The following is a 14,463-nucleotide window of genomic DNA, read 5'->3' as shown; positions in this document are numbered from 1 at the left end:
CCGCAGCACGCGCGAATCGTCACCGGAACCAGGGTTCCCGCGCGGCGCACCGCACGGCATAGTCTCCCTCACATGTCGGATCTCGTGTCACTGGCGGACGTCGAGCGGGCGGCCGAACGGCTGGCCGGCGTCTGCGTGCGCACCCCGCTGGTCCCCTTTCCCTCGACCGACCCCCCGCTGCTGGTGAAGGCCGAGTCGTTCCAGCCGATCGGCGCGTTCAAACTGCGCGGCGCGTACGCGGCGATCTCGGCGCTGCCGGACAGGCAACGCGCGCGCGGCGTGGTGACGCATTCCAGCGGCAACCACGCGCAGGCCGTCGCCTACACCGCGCGGCTGCTCGGAATTCGCGCGGTGCTGGTCATTCCGCACACCACTCCGGGAGTGAAGGTCGACGCCTGCGTCCGGCACGGCGCCGAGATCGTGTACGTGGAACCGACCATGGAGGCCCGGATCGCCACCGCCGAAAAACTCGCCGAGGCGCACGGGTTCGCGATGATTCCGCCGTTCGACGACCCGCGGATCGTGGCCGGGCAGGGCACCGTGGGCCTGGAGATCGCCCAGGACTGCCCGGAGGCCGACGTGGTGCTGGTCCCGGTGGGGGGCGGCGGACTGCTGGCGGGCGTGGCCGCCGCGGTCAAGGCGCTGCGCCCGCAGGCGAAGGTGATCGGCGTCGAGCCCGAGCTGGCCGCCGACGCCCGCGCCTCGCTGCGCGCCGGGCACCCGGTGTCCTGGGCCGCCGAGGAGACCGGCCGCACCGTCGCCGACGCCCTGCGCGCCCAGCGGCTCGGTGACGTGCCGTTCGCGCACATCAGCGAGTTCGTCGACGGCATCGTCACGGTCACCGAGGACGAGATCCGGCAGGGGGTGCGCCGCCTGGCCCGCGAGGCCCGGCTGATCGCCGAGCCCGCCGGTGCCGTGGCGACCGCCGCGTACCTGTTCCGCCGCGACGAGCTGCCGGACGCGCGCACCTACGTGTCGGTGCTGTCGGGCGGCAATGTCGATCCGGCCCTGTTCCTGGACATCTACGCCTGAGTCCTCGCGGGGCGCCGAGGGGCGGGTGGTGATGGACGGGACGAACGGCGCAGGTAGGCTCTGAACTGTCATGCGAGCCGTCCTCGTCTACACCTCCGCCCGCCTGGGCATCTTCCTGGCCACCGCGGGCGTGCTCTGGCTGACGCCGATGCAGAAGGCGCCGCTGTTCCTGCTGCTGGGCGCGCTGGTGATCAGCGGGCTGATCAGCTATGTGCTGCTGTCCGCGCAGCGCGATGCGATGTCGGCGTCCGTGGTGGCGGGGCTGAGTCGGCGCCGCAGCCGTTTCCAGGAGTCCCGCGCCCGAGAGGACGCCTGAACCCCGCCCCCTAGGCTGGGGGGCATGACCCGCGCCTTCCTCGACAAGCGGCCCGCCGACGTGGCCGCGATGTTCGACCGAACCGCCGAACGCTACGACCTCCTCAACAGCCTCATGACCGGCGGCCGCGACCGGTACTGGCGGCGCGAGGTCGTCCGGGCGCTGGACGCCGGACCCGGCGAGAAGGTGCTGGACCTGGCCGCCGGCACCGGCACCTCCGCGGTGCCGTTCGCCGCGGCCGGGGCCCGCACCGTCGCCTGCGACTTCTCCCTCGGCATGCTGCGCGTGGGCACGCGCCGCAACGGCGGCCCGGCGGGCCCGCGCTTCGTCGCCGGGGACGCGCTGCGCCTGCCGTTCGCCGACGGGGCGTTCGACGCCGTGACGATCTCCTTCGGGCTGCGCAACGTCGCCGACACCGTCCAGGCGCTGCGCGAGCTGCGCCGCGTCACCCGCAAGGGCGGCCGGCTGCTGGTGTGTGAGGTCAGTCACCCGCCCAACGTGCTGCTGCGCTTCGGGCACCGCCTGCACCTGCGCTACGGGCTGCCGCTGCTCGCGCGGGTCAGCTCCAACCCCGACTCCTATCGCTACCTGGCCGAGTCGACGCTGGCCTGGCCCGACCAGGCGGCCCTGGCCCGGCTGCTGCAGGAGGCGGGCTGGACGTCGGTGCGCTGGCGCGATCTGACGTTCGGCGTGGTGGCGCTGCACCGGGCCGTGAACGCGGGCTGAACCGGGCAAGGCCGTTGGGACCGGTCCAAAACCGGGACGGGCCAGAGGTACCCATCGGCCGTCAAGAAGGAATAGACTCCCTGACGAAAACCTTGTGAAGTACTTCACAAGCGAACGAGCTGAGAAGGAACGCTGTGACCGACTCCACCCGACAGGCAGACGTCATCGTCGTCGGGGCAGGCCCCGCGGGGTCGTCGACCGCCTACTGGCTGGCCCAGGCGGGCCTCGACGTGCTGTTGCTGGAGAAGGCCACGTTCCCGCGCGACAAGATCTGCGGTGACGGGCTCACCCCGCGCGCCGTGCGCGCGCTCGTCGGCATGGGCGTGGACGTCAACGCCCCCGGTTGGTCCCGCAACAAGGGCCTGCGCATTTACGGCGGCGGCGTCAAGATCGAGCTGCCCTGGCCCGAGCTCGCCAGCTTCCCCGACTACGGCCTGGTGCGCCCCCGCATGGACCTCGACCAGCTGCTGGCCGAGCACGCCGCCAAGGCCGGCGCCCGGCTGCTGCAGGGCTGCACCGTCACCGGCCCGATCCTGCACGAGCGCAACGACCGCATCATCGGCGTCACCGCCAAGTACCTCGGCGAGGAGGTGGAGTTCCACGCGCCGCTGGTGGTCGCGGCCGACGGCAACTCCACCCGGCTGTCGGTCGCCATGGGGCTGCGCCGCCGCGAGGACCGCCCCATGGGCGTGGCCGTCCGCCGGTACTTCCGCACGCCCCGCCACGACGACGACTACATGGAGGCGTGGCTGGAGCTGTGGGACGGGCAGCGCCTGCTCCCCGGCTACGGCTGGGTGTTCCCGGCCGGTGACGGCACCTCCAACGTGGGCCTCGGCCTGCTCAACACCAGCAAGGCGTTCCAGAACGTCGACTACCGCGGCATGATGCGCGCCTGGTGCGCGCAGATGCCCGAGGAATGGCAGTTCGACGAGGACCACGCCACCGGCCCGATCCGCGGCGCCGCACTGCCCATGGGCTTCAACCGCCAGCCCCACTACACCCGCGGCATGCTGCTGGTCGGCGACGCCGGCGGCATGATCAATCCGTTCAACGGCGAGGGCATCGACTACGCGCTGGAGTCCGGCCGGCTGGCCGCCGACATCATGGTGCAGGCGCTGTCCCGCCGCACCCCCGCCCAGCGCGAGCGGACGCTCCACGAGTACCCGCGCATCCTCAAGGACGAGCACGGCGGCTACTTCACCCTGGCCCGCATCTTCGTCCAGGCCATCGGCGACCCGCGGGTGATGAAGTTCCTCACCTCGCACGGCCTGCCGCACCCCACCCTGATGCGCTTCACGTTGAAGCTGCTGGCCAACCTGACCGACCGGCGTGGCGGCGACGCCATGGACCGCCTCATCAACGCGATGCAGAAGGTGGCGCCGGCGGCATGAGCGAGAGCACGCCATGAGCGTGGGCCGACCCCCGAGGGGAGTGGATTTGGTCACCTTGGCTAAGGTGGCGACCCGTGTCCGTGAGGAACTTCACGGATGTGCGACGGGTTGCGCCGCCGCGTCGGCGCGTCCGGTCCGCGCCGCCCGCACCCCGGTGGGCGGCATCGGGCCGCGTGCCTCGTACAGCGTCGTACGAACCGAGGAGGGGCTGTAGAGACATGGATCTCTATGTTCCGATCATCGTGCTGGGGGCGCTCGCCTTCGGGTTCGCCGTCTTCTCGGTGCTGGCGGCGTCAGTCACCGGCCCCAAGCGGTGGAACCGCGCCAAGCTCGAGGCGTACGAGTGCGGCATCGAGCCGACGCCGCAGCCGGCGGGCGGCGGGCGCTTCCCGATCAAGTACTACCTGACGGCGATGCTGTTCATCGTCTTCGACATCGAGATCATCTTCCTCTACCCCTGGGCGGTCGCCTTCGACCGTCTGGGGCTTTTTGGTTTGGTGGAGATGGTCCTGTTCATCCTCACCGTGCTGGTGGCGTACGCCTACATCTGGCGGCGCGGTGGTCTGGAGTGGGACTGACATGGGCCTGGAAGAGAAACTCCCGAGCGGGTTCCTGCTGACCACGGTGGAGCAGGTGGCCGGGTGGGCGCGCGCCAGCTCCGTGTGGCCGGCCACGTTCGGCCTGGCCTGCTGCGCGATCGAGATGATGGCGACCGGCGACCCGCGGCACGACTTCTCCCGGTGGGGCATGGAGCGCGCCTCGGCCACGCCGCGGCAGGCCGACCTGATGATCGTGGCGGGCCGGGTGAGCCAGAAGATGGCGCCGGTGCTGCGGCAGATCTACGACCAGATGACCGAGCCCAAGTGGGTCATCGCGATGGGCGTGTGCGCCTCGTCCGGCGGCATGTTCAACAACTACGCGATCGTGCAGGGCGTCGACCACATCGTCCCGGTGGACATCTACCTGCCCGGCTGCCCGCCGCGGCCGGAGATGCTGCTGGACGCGATCGTCAAGCTGCACGACAAGATCCGCAACACCAAGCTCGGTGCGCAGCGCCGGCGGCAGATCGCCGAGCTGGAGGAGGCCAAGCGGCGGCAGCTGCCGCTGCTCGGCCGGCCGGGAGGTGCGCTGTGAGCTCGCAGCATCCGGAGCAGAAGGCCGAGCAGGCCGCCGACCGGCTGCCCGCGCAGCCCGCGCCCAAGCCGCAGGAGCAGCCCATCGTCCGGCGCGGCATGTTCGGCGCCAAGACCACCGGCGACACCTCCGGCTACGGCCGCCTGGTGGTGCGGCAGGCGCCGAAGGTGGCGTCGCCGCGTCCCTACGGCGGGCCGGACGTCACCGGCGAGCCCGGCGAGTTCGACGAGATCGCCGACACGCTGGAGCGGTCCCTTTCCGGTTTCGACGACGCGGTCGAACGCGTCGTCGTCGACCGCGGCGAGCTGACCTTCCACGTGCGGCGCGAGCGGCTGCCGGACGTGGCGCGGCGCCTGCGCGACGAGCCCGACCTGCGGTTCGAGCTGTGCACCGGGGTGTCCGGCGTGCACTACCCGCAGGACACCGGCGCCGAGCTGCACGCCGTCTACCACCTGCTGTCCATCACGCACAACCGGCGGGTCCGGCTGGAGGTCGCCTGCCCCGACGCCGACCCGCACATCCCGTCGGTCGTGTCGGTCTACCCGACCGCCGACTGGCACGAGCGGGAGACCTACGACTTCTTCGGCATCGTCTTCGACGGCCATCCGGCGCTGACCCGCATCGAGATGCCCGACGACTGGGTGGGCCACCCGCAGCGCAAGGACTACCCCCTCGGCGGGATCCCCGTCGAGTACCGCGGCGCGGAGACCCCGCCGCCGGACCAGCGGAGGTCGTACACGTGAGCCCGTCCACCAAGTACACCGAGTACGACGCCTACGCCGCCGCCGACGAGGAGGCGGCCGAGGGCAGGGTCTTCGACGTCAACGGGCAGGACTGGGACCAGGTCGTGTCCGGCGCCGAGGACCTCGGCGACGAGCGCCTGGTGATCAACATGGGTCCCCAGCACCCGTCCACGCACGGGGTGCTGCGGCTGATCCTCACCCTCGACGGCGAGACGGTGACCGAGGCGCGGGTGGGCATCGGCTACCTGCACACCGGCATCGAGAAGAACATGGAGTTCCGCACCTGGACGCAGGGCACAACGTTCTGCACCCGGATGGACTACCTGTCGCCGATCTTCAACGAGACGGCGTACTGCCTGGGTGTGGAGAAGCTGCTCGGCATCACCGACCAGGTGCCCGAGCGGGCCCAGATCATCCGGGTGATGATGATGGAGCTCAACCGGATCTCCTCGCACCTGGTCGCGATCGCCACGTTCGGCCTGGAGCTCGGCGCCACCACCGTCATGCTCAACGGGTTCATCGAGCGCGAGTACACCCTCGACCTGTTCGAGGAGATCTGCGGGCTGCGGATGAACATGGCCTACGTGCGGCCCGGCGGCGTGGCGCAGGACCTGCCCAGCGGTGCGCTCAGCAAGCTGCGCGACTACCTGGACCGCATGCCCAAGCGCATCCAGGCGCTGCGCAAGCTGATGGACCACAACCCGGTCTACCTGGCCCGCACCAAGGACATCGCCTACCTGGACCTGACCGGCTGCATAGCCCTCGGCGTGACCGGCCCGGTGCTGCGCGCCACCGGCCTGCCGTGGGACCTGCGCAAGTCCCAGCCCTACTGCGGCTACGAGACCTACGACTTCGACGTCATCACCGAGGACACCTGCGACGTGTACGGGCGCTACCTGGTGCGCGTGCGCGAGATGGAGGAGTCCCTGAAGATCGTCGAGCAGTGCGTGGAGCGGCTGCAGACGGTCAAGGGCCCGGTGATGATCGAGGACAAGAAGATCGGGTGGCCCGCGCAGCTGGCCATCGGCGCCGACGGCATGGGCAACTCGCCCCGCCACATCGCGCACATCATGGGCACCTCGATGGAGGCCCTGATCCACCACTTCAAGCTGGTGACCGAGGGCTTCCGCGTCCCGGCCGGCCAGGCGTACGCGGCGGTGGAGGCGCCGCGCGGCGAGCTCGGCGTGCACGTCGTCAGCGACGGCGGCACCCGTCCGTACCGCGTGCACTTCCGCGACCCGTCGTTCACCAACCTGCAGGCCGTCCCGGCGATGTGCGAGGGCGGCATGGTGGCCGACGTCATCGCGGCGGTCGCCAGCCTCGACCCGGTGATGGGGGGAGTTGACCGATGAGCTACTCCGTGGAGACACGCGAGCGGCTGGAACGGGACGCCAAGGAGATCATCGCGCGGTACCCCAAGCCGCGTTCGGCGCTGCTGCCGCTGCTGCACCTGGTGCAGTCGGAGGACGGCTATATCAGCCAGGACGGCATCGAGTTCTGCGCCGAGCAGCTCGGCATCACGCCCGCGCAGGTCACCGGCGTCGCCACCTTCTACACCATGTACAAGCGCGAGCCCGTCGGCGAATACCACGTCGGGGTGTGCACCAACACGCTGTGCGCGGTGATGGGCGGCGACCAGATCTGGGAGGAGCTCAGCGAGCACCTCGGCGTCGGCCACGACGAGGCCACCCCGGACGGCAAGATCTCGCTGGAGCGCCTGGAGTGCAACGCGGCCTGCGACTTCGCGCCGGTGATGATGGTCAACTGGGAGTTCTTCGACAACATGACTCCCGAGAAGGCCAGGCAGCTGGTCGACGACCTGCGCGCGGGCAAGCAGGTCGCGCCGACCCGAGGGCCGAACCGGCTGTGCACCTGGAAGGAAGCGTCCCGGGTCCTGGCGGGGTTCCCCGACGGGAGGGCGCACGAGGGCGTGCAGGCCGGCCCCGAGTCGCTGCGCGGACTGGAGGTCGCCAAGCGCAACGGCTGGACCGCTCCCCCCGCCGACCAGGCGCCGGACGGCGGCGCGGACGGCAGCGCGGACGGCAGGGGCGACGGGCAGGCCGAGCCCGGTAGTCAGGAGGGGCGCAACAAGTGACCACGACGCTCACCCCCGTCCTCACCAGGAACTGGGACCAGCCCGACTCGTTCACCCGCGAGGGGTACGAACGGGCGGGCGGCTACCGGGCGCTGCGCAAGGCGCTCGCGATGGACCCCGACGCCATCGTGCAGGCGGTCAAGGACTCCGGGCTGCGCGGACGCGGCGGCGCGGGGTTCCCCACCGGCATGAAGTGGGGGTTCCTGCCGCCGAGCAGCCCCAACCCGCGCTACCTGGTGGTCAACGCCGACGAGTCCGAACCGGGCACGTGCAAGGACATCCCGCTGATGATGGCCAACCCGCACGTGCTGGTCGAGGGCGTCATCATCAGCTCCTACGCGATCCGGTCCAACCACGCGTTCATCTACGTGCGCGGCGAGGTGCTGCACGTCATCCGCCGGCTGCAGCAGGCGGTCGCGGAGGCGTACGAGGCCGGCTACCTCGGCAAGGACATCCTCGGCTCCGGCTACGACCTGGAGCTGGTGGTGCACACCGGCGCGGGCGCCTACATCTGCGGCGAGGAGACGGCGCTGCTGGACTCGCTCGAGGGCTACCGCGGACAACCCCGGCTCAAGCCTCCCTTCCCGGCCGTCGCCGGCCTGTACGGCGGGCCTACGGTCATCAACAACGTCGAGTCGATCTCGTCGGTTCCCTCGATCGTGGCCAACGGGCCCGACTGGTTCGCCTCGATGGGCACCGAGAAGTCCAAGGGCTTCGGGATCTTCTCGCTGTCGGGGCACGTCACCCGGCCCGGTCAGTACGAGGCGCCGCTCGGGGTGACGCTGCGGGAGCTGCTCGACATGGCGGGCGGTATCCGCGCCGGGCACCGGCTGAAGTTCTGGACGCCGGGCGGCTCGTCCACCCCGATCTTCACCGAGGAGCACCTGGACGTCCCGCTGGACTTCGAGTCGGTCGGCGCGGCCGGGTCCATGCTCGGCACCCGGGCGCTGCAGATCTTCGACGAGACCACCTGCGTGGTGCGGGCCGTGCTGCGCTGGTCGGAGTTCTACGCGCACGAGTCGTGCGGCAAGTGCACGCCGTGCCGCGAGGGCACCTACTGGTACAAGCAGATGCTCAAGCGGCTGGAGGCCGGGCAGGGCACCGAGGAGGACCTGGAGACCCTGCTCGACCTGTCCGACAACATCCTCGGCCGGGCGTTCTGCGCGCTCGGCGACGGCGCGACCAGCCCGGTCACGTCGTCCATCAAGCGGTTCCGCGACGAGTACGTCCAGCACTTCGAGCAAGGCGGCTGTCCGTTCGACCCGGCCGCCTCCACCCTCTGGGGAGGTGACGGCAAGTGACGGTGACCAAAGGCGACACCGCCCCGACCGAAAAGCGGGCCGAAGAGTTGGTGAAGGTCACCATCGACGGGTTCGAGATCGAGGTGCCCAAGGGCACGCTCATCATCCGGGCCGCCGAGCTGCTGGGCATCCAGATCCCGCGGTTCTGCGACCACCCGCTGCTCGACCCGGTCGGGGCGTGCCGCCAGTGCCTGGTGGAGATCCCCGACGCGGGCAACGGACGGGGCATGCCCAAGCCGCAGGCGTCCTGCACCACCGCGGTCATGCCGGGCATGGTGGTCAAGACGCAGCTCACCTCGCCGGTGGCCGACAAGGCCCAGCACGGCGTGATGGAGCTGCTGCTGATCAACCACCCGCTGGACTGCCCGATCTGCGACAAGGGCGGCGAGTGCCCGCTGCAGAACCAGGCGATGTCCAACGGGCGCGGCGAGTCGCGGTTCACCGAGACCAAGCGCACCTTCCCCAAGCCGATCGCGCTGTCCAGCCAGGTGCTGCTGGACCGCGAGCGGTGCATCCAGTGCGCCCGGTGCACCCGCTTCTCCGACCAGATCGCCGGGGACGCCTTCATCGACCTGTTCGAACGCGGCGCCAAGGAGCAGGTCGGCGCCGCCGAGGACCGGCCGTTCCAGTCCTACTTCTCCGGCAACACCGTGCAGATCTGCCCGGTGGGAGCGCTGACCGGCGCGGCGTACCGGTTCCGGTCCCGCCCGTTCGACCTGGTGTCCTCGCCGAGCGTGTGCGAGCACTGCGCGTCCGGCTGCGCGCTGCGCACCGACCACCGGCGCGGCAAGATCACCCGGCGGCTGGCCGGGGACGACCCGCAGGTCAACGAGGAGTGGAACTGCGACAAGGGCCGGTGGGCGTTCACCTACGTCACCCAGCCCGACCGGCTCACCCACCCCCTGGTGCGCAACGAGGACGGGGTGCTGGAGACCGCGTCCTGGCCGGAGGCCCTGGCCATAGCGGCCAAGGGCCTGGCGGCGGCGCGCGGCAACGCGGGCGTGCTGACCGGCGGGCGCCTCACCCTTGAGGACGCCTACGCCTACGCCAAGTTCGCCCGGATCGCGCTCGGCACCAACGACGTCGACTTCCGCGCCCGCCCGCACTCGCGCGAGGAGGCCGAGTTCCTGGCGTCCTCGGTCGCGGGCCGCTCCATCGAGGTGTCCTACACCGACCTGGAGAAGGCCCCGGTGGTGCTGCTGGCCGGGTTCGAGCCGGAAGAGGAGTCGCCGATCGTCTTCCTGCGGCTGCGCAAGGGCTTCCGCAAGAAGGGCGTGAAGGTCTACTCGATCGCCCCGTACGCCACCCGCGGTCTGAAGAAGATGGGCGGCACGCTGCTGCCGACCCTGCCGGGCGCGGAGGCCGAGGTCATCGGCACCCTCACCACCGCCACCGACGGCGGTGACGAGGTCGCCGCCATCCACCGGCTGCTGTCGCAGCCGGGCGCGGTGGTGCTGGCCGGTGAGCGGCTGGCCGCCAGCCCCGGCGCGCTGTCCAGCCTGGTCAGGCTCGGCCAGGTCACCGGCGCGAAGATCGCGTGGGTGCCGCGCCGGGCCGGCGAGCGCGGCGCGCTGGAGGCCGGGGCGCTGCCCGGGCTGCTGCCGATCGGCCGCCCGGTCACCGACCCCGAGGCGCGCGCCGAGGTCGCCCGCGTGTGGGGCGTGGCCGACCTGCCCGCCGCCCCCGGACGCGACACCGCCGGGATCCTGGCGGCCGCGCGGAGCGAAGGCGCCGCCCTGCTGGTCGGCGGGTTCGACCCCTACGACCTGCCCGACCCGGCCGCCGCGCTGGAGGCCATCGAGGCCGCCTCGTTCGTGGTGAGCCTGGAGCAGCGGGTCAGCGCCGTCACCGACCGCGCCGACGTGGTGCTGCCGGTCGCGGCCGTCCCGGAGAAGTCCGGCACGTTCGTCGACTGGGAGGGCCGCGGCCGCCAGTTCGACACCGCCCTCAAGTCCGCCGCGAAGCTGTCGGATCTGCGGGTGCTGGACGCCCTGGCCGGGGAGATGGACGTGCACCTGGGCCTGCCCGGCCCCGAGGCCGCCCGCCGCGAGCTGACCGAGCTGGGCGCCTACCGGGGCGAGCGGCCCGCCGCGCCGGACGTGACGCCGTTCGTGCCGCCGCGTCCCGGCGAGGGCGAGGCGCTGCTGGCGACCTGGAAGCTGCTGCTCGACAAGGGCCGCATGCAGGACGGTGAGCCGTACCTGGCCGGTACCGCCAAACCGGCGGTGGCCCGGCTGTCGCCCGCGACCGCCGCCGAGATCGGCGCCGCCGAGGGCGGCACGGTCACGGTGTCGTCGCAGACCCGCGGCGCGCTGACGCTGCCCCTGGAGATCGTCCCGGACCTGCCGGACCGCGTGGTGTGGCTGCCGACCGACTCCGCGGGCTGCGCGCTGTACCGGGAGCTGGGCGCCGACACCGGCCAGATCGTCAAGATCGCCGCGGGTGACGGCGCCGCAGCCGGCTCCGCGACCACGCCTGGAGGTGCCGCATGAGCCTGACCGCGCTGGCCGCCGCGCCCGCCGAGACGGGCCCCACGCTGGAGGACTTCGGCAAGGACCCCTGGTGGCTGATCCTGGGCAAGGTCCTGGCCATCTTCGTCTTCCTCGTGCTGACGGTGCTGCTGTCGATGTGGGTCGAGCGGCGCATCATCGGCCGGATGCAGTTGCGCGTCGGCCCCAACCGCGCTGGCCCCTTCGGCCTGCTGCAGGGCCTGGCCGACGGCATCAAGCTGGCGCTGAAGGAGGACATCGTCCCCCGCGGCGTCGACAAGGTGGTGTTCGTCCTGGCGCCGATCGTGTCGGCGGCCCCGGCGTTCATCGCCTTCTCCATCATCCCGTTCGGCCCCGAGGTGTCGGTCTTCGGGCACCACACCCCGCTGCAGGGCACCGACCTGCCGGTGGCGGTGCTGCTGGTGCTGGCGATGGCGTCCATGGGCGCCTACGGCGTGGTGCTGGCGGGCTGGTCGTCGATGTCGCCGTACTCGCTGCTGGGCGGGCTGCGCTCGTCCGCGCAGATCATCTCCTACGAGATCGCGATGTCGCTGTCGTTCGTGGCGGTGTTCCTGTTCGCCGGGACGATGTCGACCTCGGAGATCGTGGCGGCGCAAACGGACACCTGGTACGTGGTGCTGCTGTTCCCGTCCTTCGCGGTCTACGTGATCACGATGATGGGCGAGTCGAACCGCATCCCGTTCGACCTGCCCGAGGGCGAGGGCGAGATCGTCGGCGGGTTCCACACCGAGTACTCGTCGCTGAAGTTCGCGATGTTCTTCCTCGCCGAGTACATCAACCTGGCGACCCTGTCGGCGCTGTGCACCACCCTGTTCCTGGGCGGCTGGCGCGCGCCCGCGCCGATCTCCACGGTCTGGGCGGGCGCCAACCAGGGCTGGTGGCCGGTGCTGTGGTTCCTGGTCAAGGTGTGGCTGTTCATCTTCTTCTTCATCTGGCTGCGCGGTTCGCTGCCCCGCGTCCGCTACGACCAGCTCATGAAGCTCGGCTGGAAGGTGCTGATGCCCTTCTCGCTCGGCTGGATCGTGCTGGTCGCCGCCATCCAGGCGTTCAAGAACGAGGGCTACGAGGTCCGGCAGATCATGCTGATCGTCGCGGTCGTCGCCGCCGTCGTCCTGGTCGCCACCATCCTGTGGGAGATGGTCCGGGGCGGCTCCGCGGAGAAGGCCGCGGCCGCCGAGTCCGCCTCCGAGTCCGCCTCCGGCATCGTCACGGGCGGCGTGGGCAAGGGCGCCGCTGCGAAGGACGCCGCGGCGGGCGGCTTCCCGGTGCCGCCGATGGACGCCCCGCACTACCACGGGAAGCCCGGCAAGACCCGTACCCCGTCCAAGGAGGTCACCAGTGGGACTCACTGACTTCCTGAACCCGGTCAAGGGGTTCGGGGTCTCGTTCCACCAGATGTTCATGAAGAGCGAGACCGTCCAGTACCCCGAGGTCAAGAAGCCGACCGCGCCGCGCTTCCACGGCCGGCACCAGCTCAACCGGTGGCCGGACGGGCTGGAGAAGTGCGTCGGGTGCGAGCTGTGCGCCTGGGCCTGCCCCGCCGACGCCATCTACGTGGAGGGCGCCGACAACACCGAGGAGGAGCGCTACTCCCCGGGCGAGCGGTACGGGCGCGTCTACCAGATCAACTACCTGCGCTGCATCCTGTGCGGCCTGTGCATCGAGGCGTGCCCCACCCGGGCGCTGACGATGACCAACGAGTACGAGCTGGCCGACGACAGCCGCGAGAGCCTGATCTACACCAAGGACATGCTGCTGGCGCCGCTGCGCGAGGGCATGGAGGCGCCGCCGCACCCCATGCGGCTCGGCGAGACCGAGGAGGACTACTACCGCCTCGGCCTGCAGCCCGAGGAGCCCGCGGCCGCCGTCCCGGCCGAGGGCGACGGGCGCGCGAGCGCCGACGCGGCCGCGGCGCGCGAGGGCCGGCGCAAGCGCAAGAGCGGAGACGACAAGTGAACGCGCAGGTGCTGGCGGCCCAGTACGCGCCGGTGCTGGCGCAGGTCGCCGACAAGCAGTCGGGCGAGCCGTTCTTCTTCTGGCTGCTGGCGATCGTGTCGGTGTGCGCCGCGCTCGGCATGGTCTTCATGCGGCGGGCGGTGCATTCGGCGCTGCTGCTGGCGGCGGTGATGCTGTCGCTGGCCGCGCTGTACGCGGTCCAGGGGGCGCCGTTCCTGGCGTTCGTCCAGGTGATCGTCTACACCGGCGCGGTGCTGATGCTGTTCCTGTTCGTGCTGATGCTGGTCGGGGTGAGCTCCACCGACTCGCTGGTGGAGACGATCCGCGGGCAGCGGCTGTGGGCGGCGGTCGCCGGGCTCGGCTTCCTGGTGCTGGTGACCGCGGGGCTCGGCAACGCGGCGCTGGACGACTCGGTCGGGCTGGTGCAGGCCAACCAGGAGGGCAACGTCATCGGCCTGGCGCGGCTGCTGTTCGGCAAGTACGTGTTCGCGTTCGAGGCGACCAGCGCGCTGCTGATCACGGCGGCGCTGGGCGCGATGGTGCTGGCGCACCGCGAGCGCACCACGCCCAAGCCGACGCAGAAGGACCTGGCCAAGCGGCGGTTTCAGACCGGCAAGCACCCCGGCCCGCTGCCCGGTCCCGGCACCTACGCCCGGCACAACGCGGTCGACATGCCGGCGATGCTGCCCGACGGCACCCCGTCGGAGCTGTCGGTCAGCCCGATCATCGCGGCCCGCGTCGACACCGCGCGGCGGCACGCCGACCTGGAGGGCGGCAGTGAGACGGCGGCCGTCCAGGCGGATCTGACCGCGGTGCGCGCGGCGACCGCCGAGGCGGACGCGGCGGGCGCCGAGGGGCGCGAGACCAAGAGCGGCACCCCCGTGTCCGGCGGCTCGCCCGAGGCCGGCGGCGCGGACGGCTCCGGCGGCGCCGCGACGAGCGAAGGGGAGGCAGGTCAATGAGTCCCGGGCACTACCTGGCGCTCTCGGCGATCCTGTTCACCATCGGGGGCGTGGGCGTGCTGGTCCGCCGCAACGCGATCGTGGTGTTCATGTGCGTCGAGCTCATGCTCAACGCCGCGAACCTGGCGTTCGTGTCGTTCGCCCGCATGCACGGCAACCTCGAAGGCCAGATCATCGCCTTCTTCGTGATGGTGGTGGCCGCCGCGGAGGTCGTGGTGGGTCTGGCGATCATCATGACCATCTTCAGAACCCGCAGGTCCTCGTCGGTGGACGACGCGAACCTGCTGAAGTACTGAG

General features: G+C 71.2%; 15 protein-coding genes. All 15 read left to right on the top strand.

Annotation, left to right across the window (positions count from 1 at the left end; all coding sequences use genetic code 11):
• Positions 1–72 precede the first annotated feature (72 nt).
• The 15 genes from QSK22_RS26700 to nuoK all read left to right on the top strand — a co-directional run bounded on the left by QSK22_RS26700 (position 73) and on the right by nuoK (position 14,462).
• A complete protein-coding gene (locus tag QSK22_RS26700) occupies positions 73–1,032 on the top strand; it encodes a threonine ammonia-lyase (RefSeq protein WP_285497139.1) in 960 nt (319 codons plus the stop codon).
• Positions 1,033–1,102: 70 nt separating this feature from the next.
• Positions 1,103–1,348 carry a DUF4229 domain-containing protein gene (locus tag QSK22_RS26695; RefSeq protein ID WP_285497138.1) on the top strand — a complete coding sequence of 82 codons (246 nt, stop codon included), beginning with the start codon at positions 1,103–1,105 and terminating at the stop codon, positions 1,346–1,348.
• Between the two features lie 24 nt (positions 1,349–1,372).
• Positions 1,373–2,074 (top strand): demethylmenaquinone methyltransferase, encoded by a 702-nt coding sequence (locus QSK22_RS26690; protein WP_285497137.1) that lies wholly within the window; start codon positions 1,373–1,375, stop codon positions 2,072–2,074.
• Positions 2,075–2,208: 134 nt separating this feature from the next.
• Positions 2,209–3,465 carry a geranylgeranyl reductase family protein gene (locus tag QSK22_RS26685; protein WP_285497136.1) on the top strand — a complete coding sequence of 419 codons (1,257 nt, stop codon included), beginning with the start codon at positions 2,209–2,211 and terminating at the stop codon, positions 3,463–3,465.
• Between the two features lie 218 nt (positions 3,466–3,683).
• Positions 3,684–4,043, top strand: coding sequence for an NADH-quinone oxidoreductase subunit A (locus QSK22_RS26680; protein WP_285497135.1), 360 nt, complete (start codon positions 3,684–3,686; stop codon positions 4,041–4,043).
• A 1-nt stretch (position 4,044) separates the two neighbouring features.
• Positions 4,045–4,599 (top strand): NuoB/complex I 20 kDa subunit family protein, encoded by a 555-nt coding sequence (locus tag QSK22_RS26675; protein ID WP_285497133.1) that lies wholly within the window; start codon positions 4,045–4,047, stop codon positions 4,597–4,599.
• Entirely contained in the window at positions 4,596–5,342 is a 747-nt protein-coding gene (locus tag QSK22_RS26670) for an NADH-quinone oxidoreductase subunit C (RefSeq protein ID WP_285497132.1), read from the top strand. The genes QSK22_RS26675 and QSK22_RS26670 overlap by 4 nt, the downstream gene beginning before the upstream one ends.
• Before the next feature lie 104 nt (positions 5,343–5,446).
• Positions 5,447–6,694, top strand: coding sequence for an NADH-quinone oxidoreductase subunit D (locus tag QSK22_RS26665; RefSeq protein ID WP_285497196.1), 1,248 nt, complete (start codon positions 5,447–5,449; stop codon positions 6,692–6,694).
• Positions 6,691–7,437, top strand: coding sequence for an NADH-quinone oxidoreductase subunit NuoE (gene nuoE / locus QSK22_RS26660; protein WP_285497131.1), 747 nt, complete (start codon positions 6,691–6,693; stop codon positions 7,435–7,437). Before QSK22_RS26665 ends, nuoE begins: the two co-directional genes overlap by 4 nt.
• Positions 7,434–8,738 (top strand): NADH-quinone oxidoreductase subunit NuoF, encoded by a 1,305-nt coding sequence (nuoF, locus tag QSK22_RS26655; protein ID WP_285497130.1) that lies wholly within the window; start codon positions 7,434–7,436, stop codon positions 8,736–8,738. Before nuoE ends, nuoF begins: the two co-directional genes overlap by 4 nt.
• Positions 8,735–11,230 (top strand): NADH-quinone oxidoreductase subunit G, encoded by a 2,496-nt coding sequence (locus QSK22_RS26650; protein ID WP_502872370.1) that lies wholly within the window; start codon positions 8,735–8,737, stop codon positions 11,228–11,230. Before nuoF ends, QSK22_RS26650 begins: the two co-directional genes overlap by 4 nt.
• Positions 11,227–12,600, top strand: coding sequence for an NADH-quinone oxidoreductase subunit NuoH (gene nuoH / locus QSK22_RS26645; RefSeq protein WP_285497129.1), 1,374 nt, complete (start codon positions 11,227–11,229; stop codon positions 12,598–12,600). Before QSK22_RS26650 ends, nuoH begins: the two co-directional genes overlap by 4 nt.
• A 43-nt stretch (positions 12,601–12,643) precedes the next feature.
• A complete protein-coding gene (gene nuoI / locus QSK22_RS26640) occupies positions 12,644–13,204 on the top strand; it encodes an NADH-quinone oxidoreductase subunit NuoI (RefSeq protein WP_502872372.1) in 561 nt (186 codons plus the stop codon).
• Positions 13,201–14,166: an NADH-quinone oxidoreductase subunit J gene (locus QSK22_RS26635; RefSeq protein ID WP_285497127.1), complete on the top strand. Its 966-nt coding sequence runs from the start codon at positions 13,201–13,203 to the stop codon at positions 14,164–14,166. The genes nuoI and QSK22_RS26635 overlap by 4 nt, the downstream gene beginning before the upstream one ends.
• Positions 14,163–14,462 carry an NADH-quinone oxidoreductase subunit NuoK gene (nuoK, locus tag QSK22_RS26630; RefSeq protein WP_285497126.1) on the top strand — a complete coding sequence of 100 codons (300 nt, stop codon included), beginning with the start codon at positions 14,163–14,165 and terminating at the stop codon, positions 14,460–14,462. The genes QSK22_RS26635 and nuoK overlap by 4 nt, the downstream gene beginning before the upstream one ends.
• Position 14,463: the final 1 nt, after the last annotated feature.

It is taken from the genome of Actinomadura sp. NBRC 104425 (assembly GCF_030269545.1).
GTDB classification, from domain to species: Bacteria; Actinomycetota; Actinomycetes; order Streptosporangiales; family Streptosporangiaceae; genus Spirillospora; species Spirillospora keratinilytica.
Note: the sequence above shows the minus strand (reverse complement) of the source record. Positions and strands in the feature narration are given on the sequence as shown.